This window comes from Mycobacterium sp. JS623, from assembly GCF_000328565.1.
In the GTDB taxonomy this organism is placed as follows: domain Bacteria; phylum Actinomycetota; class Actinomycetes; order Mycobacteriales; family Mycobacteriaceae; genus Mycobacterium.
On sequence record NC_019966.1, the window covers coordinates 4,502,471 to 4,520,909 of the forward strand.

At 64.5% G+C, this 18,439-nt stretch carries 20 protein-coding genes; 8 read left to right on the top strand and 12 right to left on the bottom strand.

Features of this window, described 5'->3' with window-relative positions; genetic code table 11:
* Positions 1 to 2: 2 nt before the first annotated feature.
* The 5 genes from MYCSM_RS22000 to MYCSM_RS22020 are packed head-to-tail and all read right to left on the bottom strand — an operon-like array spanning position 3 to position 6,485.
* Entirely contained in the window at positions 3 to 1,346 is a 1,344-nt protein-coding gene (locus MYCSM_RS22000) for an LLM class flavin-dependent oxidoreductase (RefSeq protein WP_015308376.1), read from the bottom strand.
* Entirely contained in the window at positions 1,343 to 3,088 is a 1,746-nt protein-coding gene (locus tag MYCSM_RS22005; RefSeq protein ID WP_015308377.1) for an FAD-binding protein, read from the bottom strand. The genes MYCSM_RS22000 and MYCSM_RS22005 overlap by 4 nt, the downstream gene beginning before the upstream one ends.
* Positions 3,081 to 4,001, bottom strand: coding sequence for a 3-carboxyethylcatechol 2,3-dioxygenase (locus MYCSM_RS22010; protein ID WP_015308378.1), 921 nt, complete (start codon positions 3,999 to 4,001; stop codon positions 3,081 to 3,083). The genes MYCSM_RS22005 and MYCSM_RS22010 overlap by 8 nt, the downstream gene beginning before the upstream one ends.
* Positions 3,949 to 5,619, bottom strand: coding sequence for a bifunctional 3-(3-hydroxy-phenyl)propionate/3-hydroxycinnamic acid hydroxylase (locus tag MYCSM_RS22015; protein ID WP_015308379.1), 1,671 nt, complete (start codon positions 5,617 to 5,619; stop codon positions 3,949 to 3,951). Before MYCSM_RS22015 ends, MYCSM_RS22010 begins: the two co-directional genes overlap by 53 nt.
* 2 nt (positions 5,620 to 5,621) lie before the next feature.
* Complete coding sequence (locus tag MYCSM_RS22020; RefSeq protein ID WP_015308380.1) at positions 5,622 to 6,485, bottom strand: alpha/beta fold hydrolase; 864 nt, start codon at positions 6,483 to 6,485, stop codon at positions 5,622 to 5,624.
* A gap of 130 nt (positions 6,486 to 6,615) precedes the next feature.
* On the opposite strand from MYCSM_RS22020, the gene MYCSM_RS22025 reads away from it, so the two are divergent.
* Both MYCSM_RS22025 and MYCSM_RS22030 read left to right on the top strand, forming a co-directional pair.
* Positions 6,616 to 7,332 (top strand): IclR family transcriptional regulator, encoded by a 717-nt coding sequence (locus tag MYCSM_RS22025; protein WP_015308381.1) that lies wholly within the window; start codon positions 6,616 to 6,618, stop codon positions 7,330 to 7,332.
* A gap of 15 nt (positions 7,333 to 7,347) precedes the next feature.
* Entirely contained in the window at positions 7,348 to 8,949 is a 1,602-nt protein-coding gene (locus MYCSM_RS22030) for an FAD-dependent oxidoreductase (RefSeq protein WP_015308382.1), read from the top strand.
* On the opposite strand, the gene MYCSM_RS22035 is transcribed toward MYCSM_RS22030, so the two are convergent.
* The 4 genes from MYCSM_RS22035 to MYCSM_RS22050 all read right to left on the bottom strand — a co-directional run bounded on the left by MYCSM_RS22035 (position 8,938) and on the right by MYCSM_RS22050 (position 11,326).
* On the bottom strand, positions 8,938 to 9,234 hold the full coding sequence (locus tag MYCSM_RS22035; protein ID WP_015308383.1) for a cytochrome C oxidase subunit IV family protein: 297 nt from the start codon (positions 9,232 to 9,234) through the stop codon (positions 8,938 to 8,940). The two genes, MYCSM_RS22030 and MYCSM_RS22035, sit on opposite strands and share 12 nt — an antisense overlap.
* A 3-nt stretch (positions 9,235 to 9,237) precedes the next feature.
* The gene (locus MYCSM_RS22040) at positions 9,238 to 9,759 is read right to left on the bottom strand and encodes a cytochrome c oxidase subunit 3 (protein ID WP_083906325.1); all 522 of its coding nucleotides are present in this window, start codon (positions 9,757 to 9,759) and stop codon (positions 9,238 to 9,240) included.
* 71 nt (positions 9,760 to 9,830) lie between these two features.
* On the bottom strand, positions 9,831 to 10,622 hold the full coding sequence (locus MYCSM_RS22045) for a hypothetical protein (protein WP_015308385.1): 792 nt from the start codon (positions 10,620 to 10,622) through the stop codon (positions 9,831 to 9,833).
* Entirely contained in the window at positions 10,619 to 11,326 is a 708-nt protein-coding gene (locus MYCSM_RS22050) for a hypothetical protein (RefSeq protein ID WP_015308386.1), read from the bottom strand. The genes MYCSM_RS22045 and MYCSM_RS22050 overlap by 4 nt, the downstream gene beginning before the upstream one ends.
* Before the next feature lie 89 nt (positions 11,327 to 11,415).
* On the opposite strand from MYCSM_RS22050, the gene MYCSM_RS22055 reads away from it, so the two are divergent.
* The gene (locus tag MYCSM_RS22055) at positions 11,416 to 12,021 is read left to right on the top strand and encodes a TetR/AcrR family transcriptional regulator (protein ID WP_015308387.1); all 606 of its coding nucleotides are present in this window, start codon (positions 11,416 to 11,418) and stop codon (positions 12,019 to 12,021) included.
* A gap of 4 nt (positions 12,022 to 12,025) precedes the next feature.
* On the opposite strand, the gene meaB is transcribed toward MYCSM_RS22055, so the two are convergent.
* On the bottom strand, positions 12,026 to 12,901 hold the full coding sequence (gene meaB, locus MYCSM_RS22060; RefSeq protein ID WP_015308388.1) for a methylmalonyl Co-A mutase-associated GTPase MeaB: 876 nt from the start codon (positions 12,899 to 12,901) through the stop codon (positions 12,026 to 12,028).
* A 2-nt stretch (positions 12,902 to 12,903) separates the two neighbouring features.
* Positions 12,904 to 14,082 carry a thiolase family protein gene (locus MYCSM_RS22065; protein ID WP_015308389.1) on the bottom strand — a complete coding sequence of 393 codons (1,179 nt, stop codon included), beginning with the start codon at positions 14,080 to 14,082 and terminating at the stop codon, positions 12,904 to 12,906.
* A 71-nt stretch (positions 14,083 to 14,153) separates the two neighbouring features.
* Between MYCSM_RS22065 and MYCSM_RS22070 the strand changes: the two genes are divergently transcribed.
* The 5 genes from MYCSM_RS22070 to MYCSM_RS22090 all read left to right on the top strand — a co-directional run bounded on the left by MYCSM_RS22070 (position 14,154) and on the right by MYCSM_RS22090 (position 17,559).
* Positions 14,154 to 14,918, top strand: coding sequence for an SDR family NAD(P)-dependent oxidoreductase (locus MYCSM_RS22070; RefSeq protein WP_015308390.1), 765 nt, complete (start codon positions 14,154 to 14,156; stop codon positions 14,916 to 14,918).
* A complete protein-coding gene (locus MYCSM_RS22075) occupies positions 14,915 to 15,655 on the top strand; it encodes an SDR family NAD(P)-dependent oxidoreductase (RefSeq protein WP_015308391.1) in 741 nt (246 codons plus the stop codon). The genes MYCSM_RS22070 and MYCSM_RS22075 overlap by 4 nt, the downstream gene beginning before the upstream one ends.
* 24 nt (positions 15,656 to 15,679) lie before the next feature.
* Positions 15,680 to 16,519: an SDR family oxidoreductase gene (locus tag MYCSM_RS22080; protein WP_015308392.1), complete on the top strand. Its 840-nt coding sequence runs from the start codon at positions 15,680 to 15,682 to the stop codon at positions 16,517 to 16,519.
* Positions 16,520 to 16,640: 121 nt separating this feature from the next.
* Positions 16,641 to 17,111, top strand: coding sequence for a VOC family protein (locus MYCSM_RS22085; RefSeq protein ID WP_015308393.1), 471 nt, complete (start codon positions 16,641 to 16,643; stop codon positions 17,109 to 17,111).
* Between the two features lie 34 nt (positions 17,112 to 17,145).
* Positions 17,146 to 17,559, top strand: coding sequence for a VOC family protein (locus MYCSM_RS22090; RefSeq protein WP_015308394.1), 414 nt, complete (start codon positions 17,146 to 17,148; stop codon positions 17,557 to 17,559).
* A 92-nt stretch (positions 17,560 to 17,651) separates the two neighbouring features.
* Here MYCSM_RS22090 and MYCSM_RS22095 read toward each other — a convergent pair whose 3' ends face one another.
* Positions 17,652 to 18,419, bottom strand: coding sequence for an enoyl-CoA hydratase/isomerase family protein (locus MYCSM_RS22095; RefSeq protein WP_015308395.1), 768 nt, complete (start codon positions 18,417 to 18,419; stop codon positions 17,652 to 17,654).
* Positions 18,420 to 18,439 lie beyond the last annotated feature (20 nt).

Sequence of the window (18,439 nt, forward strand, 5' to 3'; positions counted from 1 at the left end):
CTCTAGTCTTCACTGCTCCTCGCGTCCGCAGAAGGGTTCCTGCTTGTCCAACCTTCTCCTGACTTGAGTTTCGCAGCGGCGGCCTCGATGCCCGCGTTCATTTCCTCCATCGCCAGCGACACCTCGTTGGCGGTGTAGTTCTCGCGACCGGTGGGCAGGCCGCCGAATGAGTAGGTCTCGTCGAACAGGGGCGCTTTCGAGGCGGCCCTGCGAGCCTCAGCCTTTTCGAGGATGGGCTCCATGCGCCTGGCCTTTTCGGCCGCCACCTTCTCCTCGCGCTCGATGAACTCGGGCAACACGTCCTTGCCCATCAGCTCGATCGACTCCATCGTCTCTTCGTGGCGGCGCGGGGTCAGTAGCAGGATCAGCTCGTCAACACCGCTCTCCTCGTAGCCACGCAGGAACTCGCGCACCGTGGCCGGGCTGCCGATCGGGCCGCGGTCGGGCCCGTACACGATGCTGGGATCCTTCTCGATCTCCTCGAGATGCCGCTTCCAGACGCCGGTGCGCCCGGGCGTGTGCATGCCGGTCATGTAGTAGTGCATGATGCCGAACGCGAAGAACCCGCCGCCCTTGCCGAGGCGTTCGATGGCTTGCTCGTCGGTGGGCGCGACCATCATCGACAGGTCGCCGCCGATCGCGAGGATATTCGGGTTCATCTGCGGCGTGACAGGGACGGCACTTTCCTCGAATTCTTTGTAATAGCCGTTGACTCGCTCCGCCAGCGGCCCGGGCCCGGTGTACGCGAAACTCAGTGCGCCGAGGCCCTTTTGCGCGGCCATCGACACCGATGCCGGCCTAGTGCACGCGACCCACACCGGAGGATGCGGCTTCTGTAGAGGCTTGGGCACCACGTTGCGCGGCGGCATCTCGACGTGCTCGCCCTTGAAGCCGGTGAACGGCTCTTCGATCATGCAGCGGATCGACACCTCGAGCGCCTCTTCCCACATCTTGCGCTTGTCGGCGGGATCGATGCCGAACCCACCGAGCTCGCCGACCGACGACGACTCGCCGGTGCCAAACTCCACCCGGCCGTTGGAGAGGAGATCGAGCGTGGAAACCCGCTCGGCGACCCGCGCTGGGTGGTTGACAGCGGGCGGCAGATGCATGATGCCGAAGCCCAGCCGAATATCCTTGGTGCGCTGGCTCGCTGCGGCCAGGAAGATCTCCGGTGCGGTCGAGTGACAGTATTCCTCGAGGAAGTGGTGTTCGGTCAGCCACACCGTCGAAAAACCCGCCTTGTCCGCGGCCTCGACCTCGTCGAGCCCGTCCTGGAAGAGCTTGTGCTCATCGTCGGGCGTCCATGGCCGGGGCAGCGGAAATTCGTAGAACAGGGAAATCTTCACTTGCTTCCTCCTTGGAAGATCGGGCGGTCTTGTTGGTTGATCGCGGATGTGTTTGCGATGTGTTTGGCCGCGACGTAGCCAAACGTCATGGCCGGGCCGATGGTGGCGCCCGCCCCGGCGTAGCTGCGTCCCATCACTGCGGCCGACGCATTGCCAACGGCGTAAAGGCCTTTCACGACGGTGTCGTCCTCGCGCAGCACACGCGCGAACTCGTCGGTACGCAGGCCGCCCGACGTGCCGAGGTCGCCGAGGATGATCTGGAATGCGTAATACGGCGGCTTGCCCAGCGGGTACAGGTTGGCGTTGGGCAGTGTCGGGTCGCCGTAGTAGTTGTCGTAGGCCGAATCGCCGCGGTTGAAGTCGTCGTCGTGGCCCTTGCGCGCCAACTCGTTGAACCGGTCGGCGGTTGCGCGCAGATTCTCTGCGGGAACGCCGATCTTCGCGGCGAGTTCGTCAAAGCTGTTGGCTTCCTTGACTACACCGGACTCCAACCACGCCTTGGGCACCTTCCAGCCTGTGGGTACCGGAGCGAACGGAACCTTCGGGATTGGCAGGTGACCGGCGACGACGTAACGGTGGAAGGACCCGATGTCGGTGATCAGCCAGCACGGGATGTGCGTGACGCCGGAGCGCTGGCCGTCGATCATCGCGTGGGCGAAGTCCATGTAGGGCGCCGCCTCGTTGATGAATCGCTTGCCGTCGCCGTTGACAACGAACTGAGACGGCATCATGCGCTCGTTGAGCATGAACTGCAGTCGTCCGTCGGGCCAGCAGATCGCAGGAAACCACCATGCCTCGTCGAGCAGGTCCGTCGAGCCGCCGACCTTCTGCCCCGCCCGGATGCCGTCGCCGGTGGCGGCGGGATTGCCGAAGCTCCAGTCCTTCTCGAGCACCGGCAGATGCTCGCGGCGCCAGACCATGTCGTGGTCGAACCCGCCGCTGGCCAGGATCACCCCGCGCAGGGCCCGGATACGTTGTTGCTTGCCGTCCCGTTCGACCACCGCTCCCGTCACGGCGCCGTCGACGTCGGTGATGAGTTCGGTCATCGGCGAGTTCAGCCACAGCGGAACCCCCTGCTGTTTGAGCGCCAGCCGCATCCGGGCGGCCAGAGATTGGCCGATCGCGGCCATCCGGTCACCGAAAACACGCGCCCGGAACATCCGCCAGATCAGCTTCAGCAGCACCGCTTTGCCACGCCTGTTTTGCCGCACTTGGTAGAACAACCGAAGATCCTTGGGCGCGAACCAGATGCCCTTGGGCGCAAGCGCCAACGGCTGCAGCAGGTTCTGCTCCTCGTCGCCGAGCGTGCGCAGGTCGATTGCCGGTACGTTGATGGTGCTGCCGAGCTCGGAGCCGCCCGGCAGCTCGGGGTAGTAGTCCGCGTACCCGGGTTTCCACACGAATTCGAACCACGGGCTGAGCTTTTCGAGGAATTCCATCATCTCCGGCGCGGCGTCGACGTACTGCCGCAGCCGCGCGTCGCTGACCAGACCGCCGGTGATCTGCTTCAGGTAACCGAAGACCTCATCAGGGTTGGGCACATAGCCTGCCTTGCGCTGGCTCGGCGCACCAGGGACCCAGATGCCTCCGCCGGACAACGCGGTAGAACCACCGAACTGCGAGGACTTCTCGACGACGAGCGTGTCGAGTCCCGACGCGTCGGCGGCCAGTGCTGCAGTCATGCCGCCGCCGCCGGAGCCGATCACCAGCACGTCGACGGTGTAATCGAAGTGGTCAGACATCGAGCACCGCCGTTCGGATCGCGAAGCCCGCGATCAGTTCCGGTGCAGCCCGGTAGAACCGATGCTGTGTGTGATAGGGCCCGTGCGCGGCCAAGGCCGCGAAAGCGGCCACCCACGTGCGGATTTCGTGTGCCGAGTGGCCGGCTTCCTTCTCGATCCACGCGTTCGGCCACGCGTCGACGTCGGCAAGCCGGTTGGAGTCGAGCAGTTCCAGAAAAGCATGGTCCCAGTCGGGGTTGAGGGGCGCAAGCGTGCCCTGCCCGTGTGCGAACTCCCGCGCGGCTTCCACCACCGCGACCTGCCTGGCCTGTCGCTGCTCGGGCGTCATCGGATTGCCGTGCACGATCCGGTCCAACGCCCCAGGCGGAGCCGTCGCCAGTGTCGGCACCGGCGGATCATGCGACAGCCCACCGGAGCCGATGACCAGTACCCGCTTGCCGAGCGTCGCAAGGTACGTCCCAACAGCGGCGCCCAACGCCCGCACCCGACGCAGTGGACCGAGCGGGGTGGCGACCGAATTGATGAAGATCGGGACCACCGGCCGGGCCGTCGCGTCGCCGAACAGCTTCTGCAGCGGTTGCACTGTGCCGTGGTCGACGTCCATGCTGGCCGAGATCGCCACGTCGACACCGGATTCCAGGACGGCCGTGGCGCATTCGATCGCGATCTCCTCGGGCACGTCCAGCGGTCCGGCGTAGGTGTCGTAATCACCGACGCCTTGCGCTGCGGTGCCGATGCAGAACGGTGGCATCGTCCGGTAGAAGAAGCCGTTGTAGTGATCGGGCGAGAAGATGACTACCAGTTGAGGGTCGTACGCGGTGACGAACTCGCGCGCCCCCCGCAGCGCAGAGTCGATGTCGTCAAGCAGTTCCTGCGACGGTCCCGGAAGATTCAGCAGTGGACTGTGCGACATGCAGCAGAGGGCGAGTGGCACCGTTACCTCCTCCCTGGGTCAGACAAAGAACTTTGAACAGCGAGGTGGACACCTCTGGTGCGCGTTGGGCGATGCAAGCGCCCGCGATGCAGCGATCAGGCCGCAGGAACAACACCGACTCGGTGTGCGCGTCGAACCAAGATTTCAGAGCGCCGGTGCGATCGCCGACGATCACGACGTCGGGGTCGTCGTGCCCCGTCCAGTGCAACTGTGGCATCGGCCGTACGGCAACGAACGTGGCGCCCAACGCTTTCCACCGGTCGAATACCTCGCCGCCGAGCAATGCACGCGGGTTGTTGCTCCAACACAGCACGGCGAAGCCCGGCCCCAGCACATCGTCGAGCAGAATGTTCTGCTGTTCACGAGTGTCGACTCGCGGCTGGATGAACAGCGTGCCCGTCGGCGAGGTGTCCTCACCGGCGTGGACCACCGCGCCCTCCGTGTACCGCGGCATGGGCTTGAACCTCATCTCGAGGGTGTAGCGCTTCAGCGTGGGCACCACTGAGGCGGCGTGAATGACGCGGTCGCGCAGCGCGGCCACCCGCCGGTTGGTCGGCGAGATGACTCGGCCCACCAACGTCGACAGGTCGATCATCGCGCGGGCGTGCCTGCGACGTTCGACGTCATAGGTGTCGAGCAGGGCGTCGTCGGCGCGGCCGTTGACCACCGCGGCGAGTTTCCAGCCGAGGTTCGCCGCATCCCGGATGCCGCTGTTGTAACCCTGTCCCTGCCATACCGGCATCAGGTGTGCGGCGTCGCCGGCCAGCATCAGCCGACCCTCCCGGAACGCGCCTGCGATGCGCGAGTGGTGGGTGTAGACGCGGTGCCGAATGATGTCGACGCGCTCCGGGTGCGGCACAAGTTGCGCGAGCATCCGTCGGATAAACACGGGATCCTCGGCCTCTTCGTCGGACTCGTCGCCGTGAATCATGAACTCGAAGCGGCGAATTCCGTGCGCAATGGCGATCGAGGCGTACGGGCGCGCAGGATCCGCGCCGACCTCGCTGTTGGGATGGCCGAGCGGATCGTTGGCACAGTCGATGACGAGCCACCGCGTCGCGGAGGTGGTGCCGTCGAACGACACCCCCATCAGGCGGCGGGTGACACTGCGCCCGCCGTCGCACCCCACCACATAACGTGTCCGCACAGGCTGCTGCCCGTCGGTGAACTCGACCGTCACGCCGTGGTCGCTTTCGATGCACGTCTGCATCCGATGCCCGAATCGAACCTCGACGTGGTCGAAACGCTGGAGACCGCCGAACAATTCGGCGTCGACCATCGGTTGAACGAAGCCGTTGCGCTTGGGCCATCCGAATCGCGCATCGGGCGGTGCCATCTCGGCAAGCAGCTTGCGCTTGGCATCGAAGAATCGCAGGATCTGGTTCGGGACGGTGTGTGGCAGGACACGGTCGACAAGGCCGATCGACTGGAAGGTGCGCAGCGCCTCATCATCGAGTCCGACGCCGCGGGGGTAGTCGATGAGAGTGTCGCGTTCCTCCACGACGAGGGTCCGAACTCCCTGCAGGCCAAGGATATTCGCCAGGGTAAGGCCGGAGGGGCCGGCCCCGACGATGACGACGTCCGCCTCGTTGGTCATCGTCAATGGCCCACCAGAAACTCGAGGTGAAGCGCGTTGAAGGTCTTGGGATCCTCGTACTGCGGCCAGTGCCCGCAGCCCGGCATCACTTCGAAGCGGGCGCCGGGGATCATCGATGCCATGCGGCGGCCCTCGGCGATGTCGGCGGTCGGGTCGTCGCTGGTCCACACCACCAGCGTCGGCACGGTGATCGCACCATACTCCGCCGGGCCGAGCAGGTTGCGTGCGCGGATCTCCGGATCCTGCAGCGCCATGATGTCTTTCATCGCGGCGACGAAGCCGGGTTGGCGATAGACGCGTTGCCTGCTTGCGACGATATCGTCGTAATCCTTGGACTTGTCGGCCATCAACCATTTGATCCGGGCCGCAACGGTCTCCCACGTCGGGTTCTCGGCGGCCGCCATCGACAGCGTGATGATTCGCTTCATCACCTCTGGGTCGGCCTGGGAACCGCCCGCGGTGTTGAGCACCAACTTGTCGATCCGATCCGGGTGATCGAACGCTGCGCGGGCCGCCACCCAGCCGCCGAGTGACTCGCCGCTGATGTGCGCGCGCTCGGCGCCGATGGCGTAGAGGAAAGCCATTAGGTGGTCGACATAGTGCCGCACCTCGAGGGGATGCCCCGGCTTGTCGGTGTAGCCATGGCCGAGCATGTCGATCGACCAGGTCGAGAAGTGTTCGGCGTGGGCTTCGAGGTTGCGCACGTATGCCTCGGCGTGACCGCCCGAGCCATGCAGAAACACCAGCGCGGGCTTGCCGGGATCGCCGGTGCGCAGGTAGCGGGTGCGCACCCCGCCCGCGTCGAGGTAACCCTGCGAGAACGGGACGCCCTGAAGATCGCTCCAGATGCTCTCGAACTCCGCCACTTGATCCCCTCTTGACTGCGAGAATACGATTCTCGTATTTTGTAAGCACTCTGCTCATTTATCGCACATACGTGTGCACTATAGTCAGAGCATCACTCTCGCAGAGTGGATCTGTCAAGGAAGGGGCGCTATGTCGTCGGAGGGCGCAGCCCGACATGGCACGGAGCCGACACCGAACGGTGCGCCGGGCTCGCAGACGCTGGCCAGGGGTTTGGCGGCGCTGCAATTGGTCGCCGGATCGCGAACGGGGTTGACCGTTCAGCAGGTCGCAGACGACATCGGCGTTCATCGAACGATCGCGTATCGGCTGCTGAGCACGCTGTCACAGTTCCGGATGGTCGCCAAGGGCGACGACGGCAGATATCGGTCGGCCGCCGGGCTCGCCGTGCTGGGCGCGTCATTCGACAACAACGTGCGGCAATTGAGCGTGCCGACCCTGCGTGGATTGGCCGACGAACTCGGCACCACCGTGTCGCTGCTTGTCGCCGAGGGCGATCAGCAGGTGGCGATCGCGGTGCTCGTGCCGAGCAACGTCTTCTACCAACTCAACTTTCACGAGGGCAGCCGATACCCGCTCGAGCGCGGAGCAGCCGGGATCGCGCTACTTGCCAGCATGCCGCCGCGCCCTGGCGAGCGCGACCTGGTTCCCCAAGCGCGACAACAGGGTTGGATCATCACGCACGGCGAGGTTGAACCGAACACCTATGGGCTTGCCGTGCCAGTGAAACGGCGGCCACCGTCCCCGCCGACATGCATCAACCTCATCTCGCATCGCGAGGATGTCGTCATGGACGGGAGGGACGCGGTCATCAAGGCCGCCGATGAACTATCCGCGATCCTCAACTGAATTGGAGCCTCGAACGTGAGCGACTGGGACACCGACGTCGACGTGGTGGTGCTGGGCAGCGGCGGTGCAGGTTTGACAGCGGCGCTGACCGCGGCAAGCAGCGGCGCGTCGGTGGAGGTTTACGAGAAGGCGGCTACCGTCGGTGGCACGACGGCGGTTTCGGGTGGCATTGTCTGGATACCGGCTCATAGTCGCGCGTCCGACGGTGAGCTGCCGGTCGAGGATGCGATGGACTACCTGCGCGCGCAGTCACTCGGGTTCATGGACGACGAGTTGATGGAGACGTTCGTCCGGACCGGTGCGGAGATGCTGGATTACGTTGAGACGCACAGCGAGCTGCAGTTCGAGATCGCCGAGGGATTCCCTGACTACAAGCCGGAGTTGCCAGGTGGACGACCCGGCGGCGGACGCTCGCTGAATGCCAAGCCATTCGATCTGGCGCGGCTCGGCGACTGGCGCGACCAAATTATGTCGTTCCCCGCGGATTTCAGCAACGTCGGCATTGACGCGGAGACCCGCACCCGGATTCACGCGTCGGTAGACAGTGAAAACGGCGACTACTGTGTGGCGGGCACGGCGCTGATCGCCGGGTTGCTGAAGGGTCTACTCGATGTCGGCGTGGTACCGCGGACGAATGCGCGTGCCGTGGAGCTGATTGGCGATTCGACCGCTATCACGGGCGTGCGGATCAGCATGGACGGCATGGACATTCGGGTGCGGGCCCGGCGCGGCGTTGTGCTGGCCACCGGCGGGTTCGAGTGGGACACCAAACTCGTCGAAGCCTATCTGCGCGGCCCGATGCGCGGCGCGGTGTCACCGCCGAACAACACCGGCGACGGGCTGCGCATGGCGATGGCGCACGGCGCCGACCTGGCGAACATGGGCGAGGCGTGGTGGGTGCCGATCGTGCAGCTGCCCGGGGACACCTTCGAGGGTCAGCCGCGCAGCCGCAGTGTGCGGCTCGAGCGGACCCGTCCGCGCAGCATCATCGTCAACCGGGCGGGCAAGCGGTTCCTCAACGAGGCGGGCGAATACAACTCGATGGCAGGGCCGTTCCAGTACCTCGACCCACGCGATGGCTATGCGAACGACCCGGCGTGGATCGTGTTCGACTCGCTGCATCTCAAACGTTACGGCTTCCTCGGTGTCGCGCCCGGCGAGCCTGCCCCTGAGTGGTTCTCGCCGTCGGCCGACGTTGCCGAACTCGGCACAAAGACCGGCATAGACGCCGATGGCCTCGCCCGCACGCTGGCGGCGTGGAACGACCACGTCGCTCACGACACCGACCCCGACTTCGGCAGGGGCTCAAGCGCTTACGACGGATACTGGGGCGACGACAAAGCCACCACGACTGCAGGCAAGACGCTTGGCCCGATCGACACCGCGCCGTATTACGCGGTGCCGGTTTCTGTCGGCGCGATGGGCACCAAGGGCGGCCCGCGAACCGACCGCGACGGTCGAGTTTTCCACGTCAACGGCTCCGTCATTCCCGGGTTGTTTGCCGCGGGCAACGCGATGGCGGGGGCAACCGGCAAGGCGTACGGCGGCGCGGGCGGGACGCTCGGCCCCGCGATGGTCTTCGGCTACCGTGCGGGTCTTGCCGCTTCAGCCCGCTAACGCGGAGGCGATGAAGTAGCTGCCGAGCAACATCGCCGCCATCAGCACAACCCACGCGTCGGTGAGGCGACGCAGCAGCACCGGAGCGTGTCGCACCTCCATGAACTCCCGAAAGATGATGCGCACCTTGACAAGAGCGATGACGATCGCGGCGACCGTGACGACTGTGCTCGCTTTCAGCGCCCCATGGTCATCGGCGGAGCGGTCCAGCCAGATGTAAGCCAGCGTCATGGCAGTGAGCACGAGCCAGACGATCGCCAGCCTCTTGTTGAAAGTTCCGCTCACGGCTCACCTCACCACGTAGAGCAATGCGAAGATCAGCACCCACAGGAAATCGACGGTGTGCCAATAGGTGGCGCAGGTTTCCACCAGCTGCTGCGATCGACGGGCCGGACTCCACAACTGGTACACCGCAACACCCATCACAACGAAGCCGATCAGCAGATGCAGAAGGTGGATCGACGTCAGAAAGAAGAAGTGCTGGAAGAACTCGTTGCTGGTGAATGTGTTGCCGAGCCGAATCTCCTTGCCCCATTCGAGCACCTTGGAGACCAGGAATGCGACGCCGAACCCGATCGTGAGGAACGCGTCTCTCAGTGCGTCCCGGTACGCCCCTTCGCGAGAAGCCTGGACGCATCGCGCGATCGCCCACGAACTCAGCAGCAGGGCAATGGTGTTGAACACCCCGAAGCGGAGATCCAGAGCGGCCTGGGACTGCAGGTAGAGCTCCCGGTTCTGAATCCGGCCGACGAGATAGACCGAGAAGTACCCCGTGAAGAGAAGCGATTCGAAAAGAACGAACACCCACATGTCCGGCTGCCCAGGCACGAACCGGGTAGGCTGTCGCTTGGCTTCCGTTGGGGAGCCTTCCTGCAGATTCGTCACTGCATCGCCCCCACTGAATCAGCCTCGCTACGTTGGTGTTTGGGCGGTAGCTCGGGCAGCGGTCCGGTGCCGGAATCCTCGCGAACGATCATCCTCCGCAACAGCACGATGAAGCAGGCGGTGTAGGTGACGAAGACCACCATGTTGATCCACCATGCGATCGCACCGTTCCAGGCGAAGACGCCGCGTTGGAAGATCCACGCAGGCGCGACGACGAATTCGGTCAGCGCATTGCACAGGCCCAGATAGCCGAACCACTTCGGGAACACGTCGTTCTTGTCGAGCAGGATCGCAACCAACCAGACCAGAGAGCCGATCATGAACACACCCATGGTCCCGCTGAACGACAGGAACGCGAAGTCGTAGAGCCAGCGGATCATCTCGGGATCGCGGTCTGGCCGCATGGCCCCGGTGGTCATCGCAATGGCCATCACCAACATCCCAGGAATGGCGCTGAGCGAATACATGACGAGGTACGAGTATCCGAAGATCCGGCTCACCGACATACGCCGCATCGAGTATGCGAGCAGCGCATTCATCGGCGCGCACAGTCCCGAAATGAGGAACACGATGCCGAACCCGGCGAGAATCCCGTAGTGCCGCGCGTCGAACCACTGCACGACCATCGGGGTGCTCCAGGCCGGGCTCGGCGGCGGCTGAACCCGGGTGACCAGGAAGAACAGCACACCGTATAGCTGGTAGAAGATGACCATCACCCACCACGCGAACCACAACTCGCGCTTGGGATGATCGCGCACGTTCCACAACAACCGGCGCAGCGTACTCATGCGGTGATCCGCTCCTCGGCGCGCCGACGCAAGATGGCCTGGCCGAGAACGACTCCCATCACAACGATCCAGGCGGCGATCGCGATGTTCTTCACCCAGAACGACAGCAGTCCGTCCCACGCCAGCGGCCCGCTGAACGTCAGCGCGGTGAACGCGGCAGGCGCCAAGGCAACCGCGACAAGAAGATTGAAATGCGCCACCCACATCTTGAAGACGGGTCGCTCCTGACGGTCCCAGTAGATCGCCAGTGCAAGAAGCAGGCATTGCGCGATCAGGTACGGAACCGAAACGGTGAACGTGATCCAGGCAAGGTCATTGAGCAGTTGGGTGAGCTCCGGCGCACGTTCCGGACGAAACGAGCCCAGCAGCCAGAACATGTTGGCAATCAAGAAGAGACAGGGCGGCCCGCCCGCGCAGGCGATCAGACTGTAGGACAAAATCGGCGTGCGGTGCGCCATTCGACGTACCTGCATCGCCAGCAGCATGACCGTCGGGATCAGACCCACACCGAACCAGTTGAACAAGATCATGCTGTAACGAATCCGCGCGGTCTCGTCGCGATAGAAACTCGCGACTTGGTCCGCGGACATCGTCGGTGACATCGGGTGCACGAAGCCAGGAAAGATGAAGAAGGCGGATACCCAAATGACGGCGATTGCGGGCAAGGTCCAGAACAGGATCAACTCGCCATCCGTGCGTCTCATCGTCGAACTCCTCGCTCAGCGTCGGTAGCCGATCGGCAACTGCGACGGTAGCCGATCGGCTACTAGACGGTCAATCCTCGGTTACCCTCGTGGCTGTGACGTCCACCGACCAGGACCGCCGGTTCAGCGCAATCACGCGGACCGCAGCTCAGACTCGTGTATTGGACGCGGCGTTGAAACTCATTGCCGAGCGCGGTGTCAGCGGCACGTCCCTGCAGATGATCGCCGACGAAATGGGTGTGACGAAGGCGGCCGTCTACCGCCAGTTCAAAACCAAGGAAGAGATCGTCATCGCCATCACCGAGCGGGAGATGAGCCGGCTCGAGGATGCCGTCGAAGCCGCCGAGGCGGCGGGTCACCCGCTGCGGGCGCGCCAGGTTCTGCTCGACAGGATGATCGAGCAGGCAATCGAGCGCCGCGGAGACTTCAGTGTTCCGCTCTTCGATCCCGTCATCATTCGGCTGCAGGCCGAGTACGAACCGTTCCAGCGGTTCATCGAACGCCTGTATGCCGCACTACTCGGCACGGAAGCCGGTGTCGAGGCGCGCTTGCACGCCGCGATGCTGTCGAGCGCGATCAGCGTCGCGGTGATGCACCCGCTGCTGGCCGACGTCGACGGTGCGACACTGCGCACGCAACTCAACGAAATGACGCGAAGGATGCTCAGTCTGCCCCCGTCAGCCGGTGGCAGCTAGGTTGTCACGCTTGATCTTTCGTTTTGTTCAATTGCTCTGCGGCTGTGTACGGATCGTCCAACCCCTCGGCGACTTGTCTCGCCAGTCGGTCTAGCTCCGGATGACTCCGCAGCTGAGTATGCGCCAACGACAAGATCTGCGCCCTGGCACGCGCGATTCGACGGTGCGGGCTGTCCGCCCGGTGATGCTCCTCGATTGCGTCTACCAGCTTGTCGATGCCTTCGCCCTGTGCGGCAACGAGTTTGAGGATCGGGGCCATGGTCTCGCCACGAAGATCACGCACTGTTTGGTCAGCGCCCTCGCGGTCCGCTTTGTTGACGACGACGATGTCCGCCACTTCCAATAAGCCGGCCTTAGCGGCCTGAACCGCATCGCCCGCACCGGGATTCAGGATCACGACTGTCGGATCGGCGACCGCAGCGATCTCGATCTCCGACTGACCGACGCCAACGGTCTCCAGCACGATCTGGTCATACGACAGCGCGGCCAGCAGCCTTATCGCCGCCGGAACCGCGGCCGCCAGGCCGCCGAGATGTCCTCGGGTGGCCACCGAACGGATCAGTACATCGGAGTCGTTGATATGTGCGGCCATTCGAATGCGGTCACCCAGCAGCGCTCCCCCGCTGTACGGCGAGGACGGATCAACGGCGAGCACAGCGACGCGCATGTCCCGCTCGCGGTAGGCACCGACCAGTGCCCCGACCGTCGTCGACTTTCCGGCACCCGGCGGTCCCGTCACACCGACGATGCGTGGCGGCGTCGTCGGCCCGACCGCATCGAGAACCTCTTTGCGGCGCGGACTCTCGACCAGGCTCAGCAAGCGGCCGGCGGCGCGGATGGACCCGTTGCGCGCCGACTCGATGAGCTCGTCGATGGTCATGGTTATACGGATTGAGGAACTCTATTCGATGTCGCCACCGTAGTGGCTCCACCCACCTCGATCACGGTGGCGGAACCCATTCCGCCGCCCGCACACATCGCCGCGACACCGATACCGCCGCCGCGCCTGCGCAGTTCGTGCACCAACGTCACAAGCATCCGGGCTCCCGTCGCCGCAACGGGGTGGCCGAGCGAGCAGCCACTACCGTTGGGGTTGACCTTCTCGGGGTCGAGGTCGAGCATCTTGATCGTGGCCACGCACATCGAGGCGAACGCCTCGTTGATCTCGAACAGGTCCACGTCTGCGAGCGAAAGCCGCGCCCTGCCAAGCGCTTTCGGGATCGCTTCGACGGGCGCGAGGCCCGTCGATGCAGGATCCACGCCTACCGACGCCCACGACCGGATGGTCGCCAAGGCGGGCAGCCCCAGGCGATCGCTGGCGATGCCCAGTACTGCTGCGGCATCGTTGGCGCCGCAGGCGTTGCCCGCGGTGATCGAAAAACCTTCGATCTCGGGGTGAAGCGGCTTGAGCGCGGCCAGCTTCTCCAGGGTGGTGTCGCGCCGCGGATGCTCGTCGACCTCGAACAGGCCGTGCGACGTCTCGATGGGAACGACCTCGTGCTTGAACCGTCCCTCGTCAATGGCCTGAATCGCCTTGCGGTGCGAGCCGAGCGCCCACTCGTCCATCTCCTCGCGAGACACCCCGGCCTTGACCGCGGCGTTCCATCCGACGGTGATCGACATGTCCATGTTCGGCGCGTCCGGCCGGTTCGGATGGGTCGGCGGGAACCAGTCGACTACCTCGTCACCGACCCGCCGCGTGAACCGCGGTGACGTCGACGCCGAGTTCACCCCGCCCGCCAGGATCAGCTGATCCATACCGGCGCGGATGCTCGCCGCTGCGCTGTGCACGGCGGCCTGGCCCGCGGCGCAGTGCCGGTTCACCGCAAGGCCCGGCACCGACGGCAGCCCTGCGGTGATCGCAGCGTGGCGGGCGACGACACCGCCGCCGTAGAGGCCCTCGCCGAGAATCACGTCATCGATTTGCAAGCCGTCGAGATCGGCTACCGCGGCGCCAACAATGTGCTCTGCCAGCTGATACGCGTCGGTGTCACGCAGTGTGCCCTTCACGGCGGTGCCGATCGGCGTGCGCAGCGCGGACACGATGACGGCGTCAGGCATGGGTGTCTCCGTTTCGTATGAGAATGCTATTCTCTCAGTTCGAGAGTGCCAGTTGCAAGAAGGGGAACCACATGCAAATCGCAGGTAGTTCGGCGATCGTCGTCGGCGGAGCCGGTGGCCTGGGTGAGGCAACCGTTCGGCGTCTGCACGGCGCGGGAGCCAAGGTCGTCGTCGCCGACCTCGCCGATGACAAGGGCAAGGAGCTCGAAGCCGAACTCGGCGTGCGCTACGTCCGCACCGACGCCACGTCCGAAAAGTCGGTCAACGCGGCCATCGCGGAAGCGGCGTCGCTGGCTCCCCTGCGAATCTCGGTCGACACCCACGGCGGTCCGGCCGGCGGCGGGCGCCTGGTCGGCAAGGACGGTTCTCCACTGAGCATGGAGGCCTTCGAGAAGACCATCACGTTCTATCTGACCGCGGTGTTCAACGTGATGCGGTTGGCGGCCGCAAAGATCGCGAAGTCGGAGCCGCTGGAAGAAGGCGGACGTGGCGTGATCGTCAACACCGCATCGATCGCGGGCTATGAGGGGCAAATCGGCCAGCTGCCCTACTCCGCCGCCAAGGGTGGCGTGCTGGGCATGACACTCGTTGCGGCGCGCGATCTTTCGCCGCTCGGGATCCGCGTCGTCACGATCGCGCCCGGCACCATCAACACCCCGGCGTACGGCAAGGCGGCAGATCAGCTGGAGCAATACTGGGCGCCGCAGATTCCGTTCCCCAAGCGCATGGGCCGCTCGACGGAGTATGCGCAACTGGCGCAGAGCATCATCGAAAACGACTATCTCAATGGGGAAATCATTCGTCTCGACGGGGCGCTGCGGTTCCCGCCGAAATGACCCTGGCGGGGAAAGTTGCGTTCGTCGCCGGTGCCAGCAGAGGCATCGGGGCGACGATCGCCGAGGCGTTGGCGCGCGAAGGCGCGGCCGTCGCGGTCGCGGCACGCTCCGAACAGGAGGGCAAGGTACCGGGCACGATCCACGCCGTCGCCGACCGAATCACGTCGGCCGGGGGTCGGGCCATCCCCGTTTCCTGCGATGTCACCAACGAGGAGTCGGTCGAAGCCGCTGTCGCACAGACGGTTTCGGAGTTCGGCGGGATCGACATTTTGATCGCGAACGCGGGCGTACTGTGGCTCGGCCCGATCGAGGCGACTCCGCTGAAGCGGTGGCAACTGTGTCTGAACGTCAACCTGACCGGTGTCTTCTTGGTGACGAAGGCCGTGATTCCGCACGTGAAGGCGCGCGGCGGCGGATCGCTGATCGCGATCACGACGACCGGCGTCGGCATGATCGAGCACGGCTCGAACGCGTATTGGGTGTCGAAGGCCGGCGCCGAGCGGCTGTATCTTGGCCTGGCCGCGGATCTCAAGGCCGACAACATCGCGGTGAATTGCCTCAGCCCGTCGCGGGTGGTGCTCACCGAGGGCTGGGCCGCCGGTGGCGGCGGCATGGAGATTCCTGCCGAGATGGTCGAGCCACCCGAGGCGATGGCGAATGCCGCGGTGCTCTTGGCGCAACAGGATGCAACCGGCGTCACCGGCACGATCCAGCGCTCCGAAGAACTCGTCACCTAGCACTCTTTGGGAAAGGGCCCGCGAATGAATCAGGTAGCCGTAATCACCGGCGGCGCAGGCGGAATGGGGCTGGCCACGGCCAAGGTCGTCGGCCAAACCCACACAGTCGTCCTTTGCGACGTCCGGCAGGACCGGCTTGATGATGCGACCGCCACGCTCAAGGACCGTGGAATTGCGCCCATAGTCGTCAACTGCGACGTCACCGACCGGCAGGCGGTCAACCGTTTGCTCGCGACCGCGGCTGATCTCGGAAAGATCGCCTCAGTCATCCACACCGCTGGGGTAAGCCCCAGCATGGGCGACGCCGAGTTTGTCATGAGGACCAACGCGATCGGCACGGTGAATGTCAACGAGGCCTTCTTCGCGTCCGCCGGCGAGGGATCGGCGATCGTCAACGTGGCGTCAATGGCGGCCCACATGCTTCCCGAGGAGATGATTCCGGCACAGCGATTTCCGCTTGCCTTGAAGGACGAAGCGGCCTTCATGGACCACATGATCTCTGCCTGCAACCTGGTGCCCGAGGAGGCGCGATCTGGCATCGCCTACGCCGTGAGCAAAAGCTTTGTCAGGTGGTACAGCACATCGCAAGCCGAAAGGTTCGGCGGTCGGGGCCTGCGCGTCGTGTCGGTCTCCCCAGGGTCCATCGACACCGAAATGGGCAGGCTCGAGGAGCAGGCCGGCGCCGGTGCGATGGTCGCGGACGCCGCAGTACCGCGGTGGGGCAAGCCGGAGGAAATGGCGGAACTGCTGGCCTTCTGCGCAAGCGATCGAGCCGGATACCTCACCGGCACCGACATCCTCAACGACGGTGGAGTGATCGCCTCGATGAAGGAGCGCGCCAGGGCGGCCGCCCAAAACGGTTGAGCGAGCGTGCGGGTCTGCACGTCGACACGCCGCGAAATGCGTACAAAGCGCGCACGTTCGGCGCCCGTCGAACGTGACGAAACTGTGCGCCCACTGTTGGAGCGACTGTCATCATGTGGCGATGGGAAGCGAGCTCGCCCGCCCGCACATCGGGGGCATCAACCACGTCGGGATCTCGGTCACAAACCTCGAGCGGAGCATCCGTTTTTACTGCGACGTCCTCGGAGTAGCGATGGTGCGCCAGCCGTACGGCGGAGAGCGTGCAGCGTTTTCGGGCCGCATGGCGATCCTCGCGCTCGGATCACAAGTGTTGGATTTGTTTGAACATTCGGCGAACCGCGGTGAGAGGTTCGAGCCGGCCCGCACCGGTCTCGATCACATCGGCCTGACCGCCAACTCGCGCGACGAATTGCAGTCCTGGGCCAGCTGGCTCGAGAGTTGCGACGTCACGTGCTCCCCGATACGTGAAGTCGAAAACAATATGGGCGCGCTGTTCGACTTCGCCGATCCCGATGGAATCCAGTTGGAGTTCCTCTTCATCGACGTGACAAAGCTGCCCCCACAGTCGCCGGAAGGTGTCTTCGACAGCTGACTTCGCGATTTGCCCAGCCGCGGGGAGGAGCAACATGCCGGAATTCATGGGGTTTTCACACATCGAATTGACCGTTTCGGACTGCGAGCGATCCGCCACGTGGGGGCAGGAGGTGCTCGGCTTCAGGCTAGTCAACCACCACGTGGGCGACACGTTTGTTGTCAACGCGATGGTTCATCCCTCGGGCGCGGTCGTCGACGTGATGACGCACGACGCGACCGCTTCGCACGGCGCATTCGACGAACGACGGATCGGCCTGGATCACTTGTCGTTTCGAGTCGCAGACCGAGGCGAGCTACAGCAATGGGTGGCGCATCTGGATTCCAACGGTGTTGCACACAGCGGAATCATCGACATCGGATACGGACCGACAGTCGTCTTCCGCGATCCGGACAACATCCAGCTCGAGTTTTACGTCCACCCAGACCACTTCGAGATGCAGTCATGACCGACGAGCGTGCGCAAAATGTGCGCAGTTGACGGCGTGTCGGTGTGCCGACACGCACGCTCGCGGTAGTTGGGGTGTGCGGCAGTTGGGTGTTACTTCTCCTTGGCGATGAGGCCGTCGACGATCTTGTTGAAATCAGCGGTCCCGAAGGACACGTATTCGGACAAGTTTGCGTAGTCCAAGGACGCCATCACCGACTTCTCGAGTTGCATGTTCATCAGCCGCTTGGTGCTCTCGAGCGCCTGCTGGGGCAATTCCATGATCTTCTTCGCGCACGCAATCGCCTCGGCTAGCGGGTCGGCCACCACGTGGTTGGCCATCCCCAATTCGAGTGCACGCGCGGCCTTGATCCGCACGCCGGTGAACGCGAACTCCTTGGCCTGCAACAAGCTGATCTGCGACGGCCATACCAGTGGCCCGCCGTCGGCGGCCACCAAGCCGATCGACACATGCGGGTCGGCGAAGAACGCAGTCTCGGCCATGTAGACGATGTCCGAGAGCGCCGCCAGGCTGCAGCCCAGACCGACAGCCGGACCGTTGACCGCGGCAATCACCGGGATACGGCATCGCACCATGCCGATGACGAGATCACGGCCGTGCTTGATCGTCTTCTGGCGCAGGGCTTCGTTGTTGCGCAGCTCGTCCAGGTAGTTGAAGTCACCGCCGGCCGAAAATGCCCGGCCTGCACCGGTGATCACGGCCGCCCGCGCGTCGACGTCCTCGTTGAGTGCTTCCCAGATGCTGGCCAGTCCCACGTGCAAGGCATCATTGACCGCATTGAGCTCATCGGGTCGATTGAGCGTGATGATGCGCAAGCCACCGTCAGTCTGGACGTCGATTTCCTCTGGCATGCCATACATTTCAAGACCTTCCGTTCCTC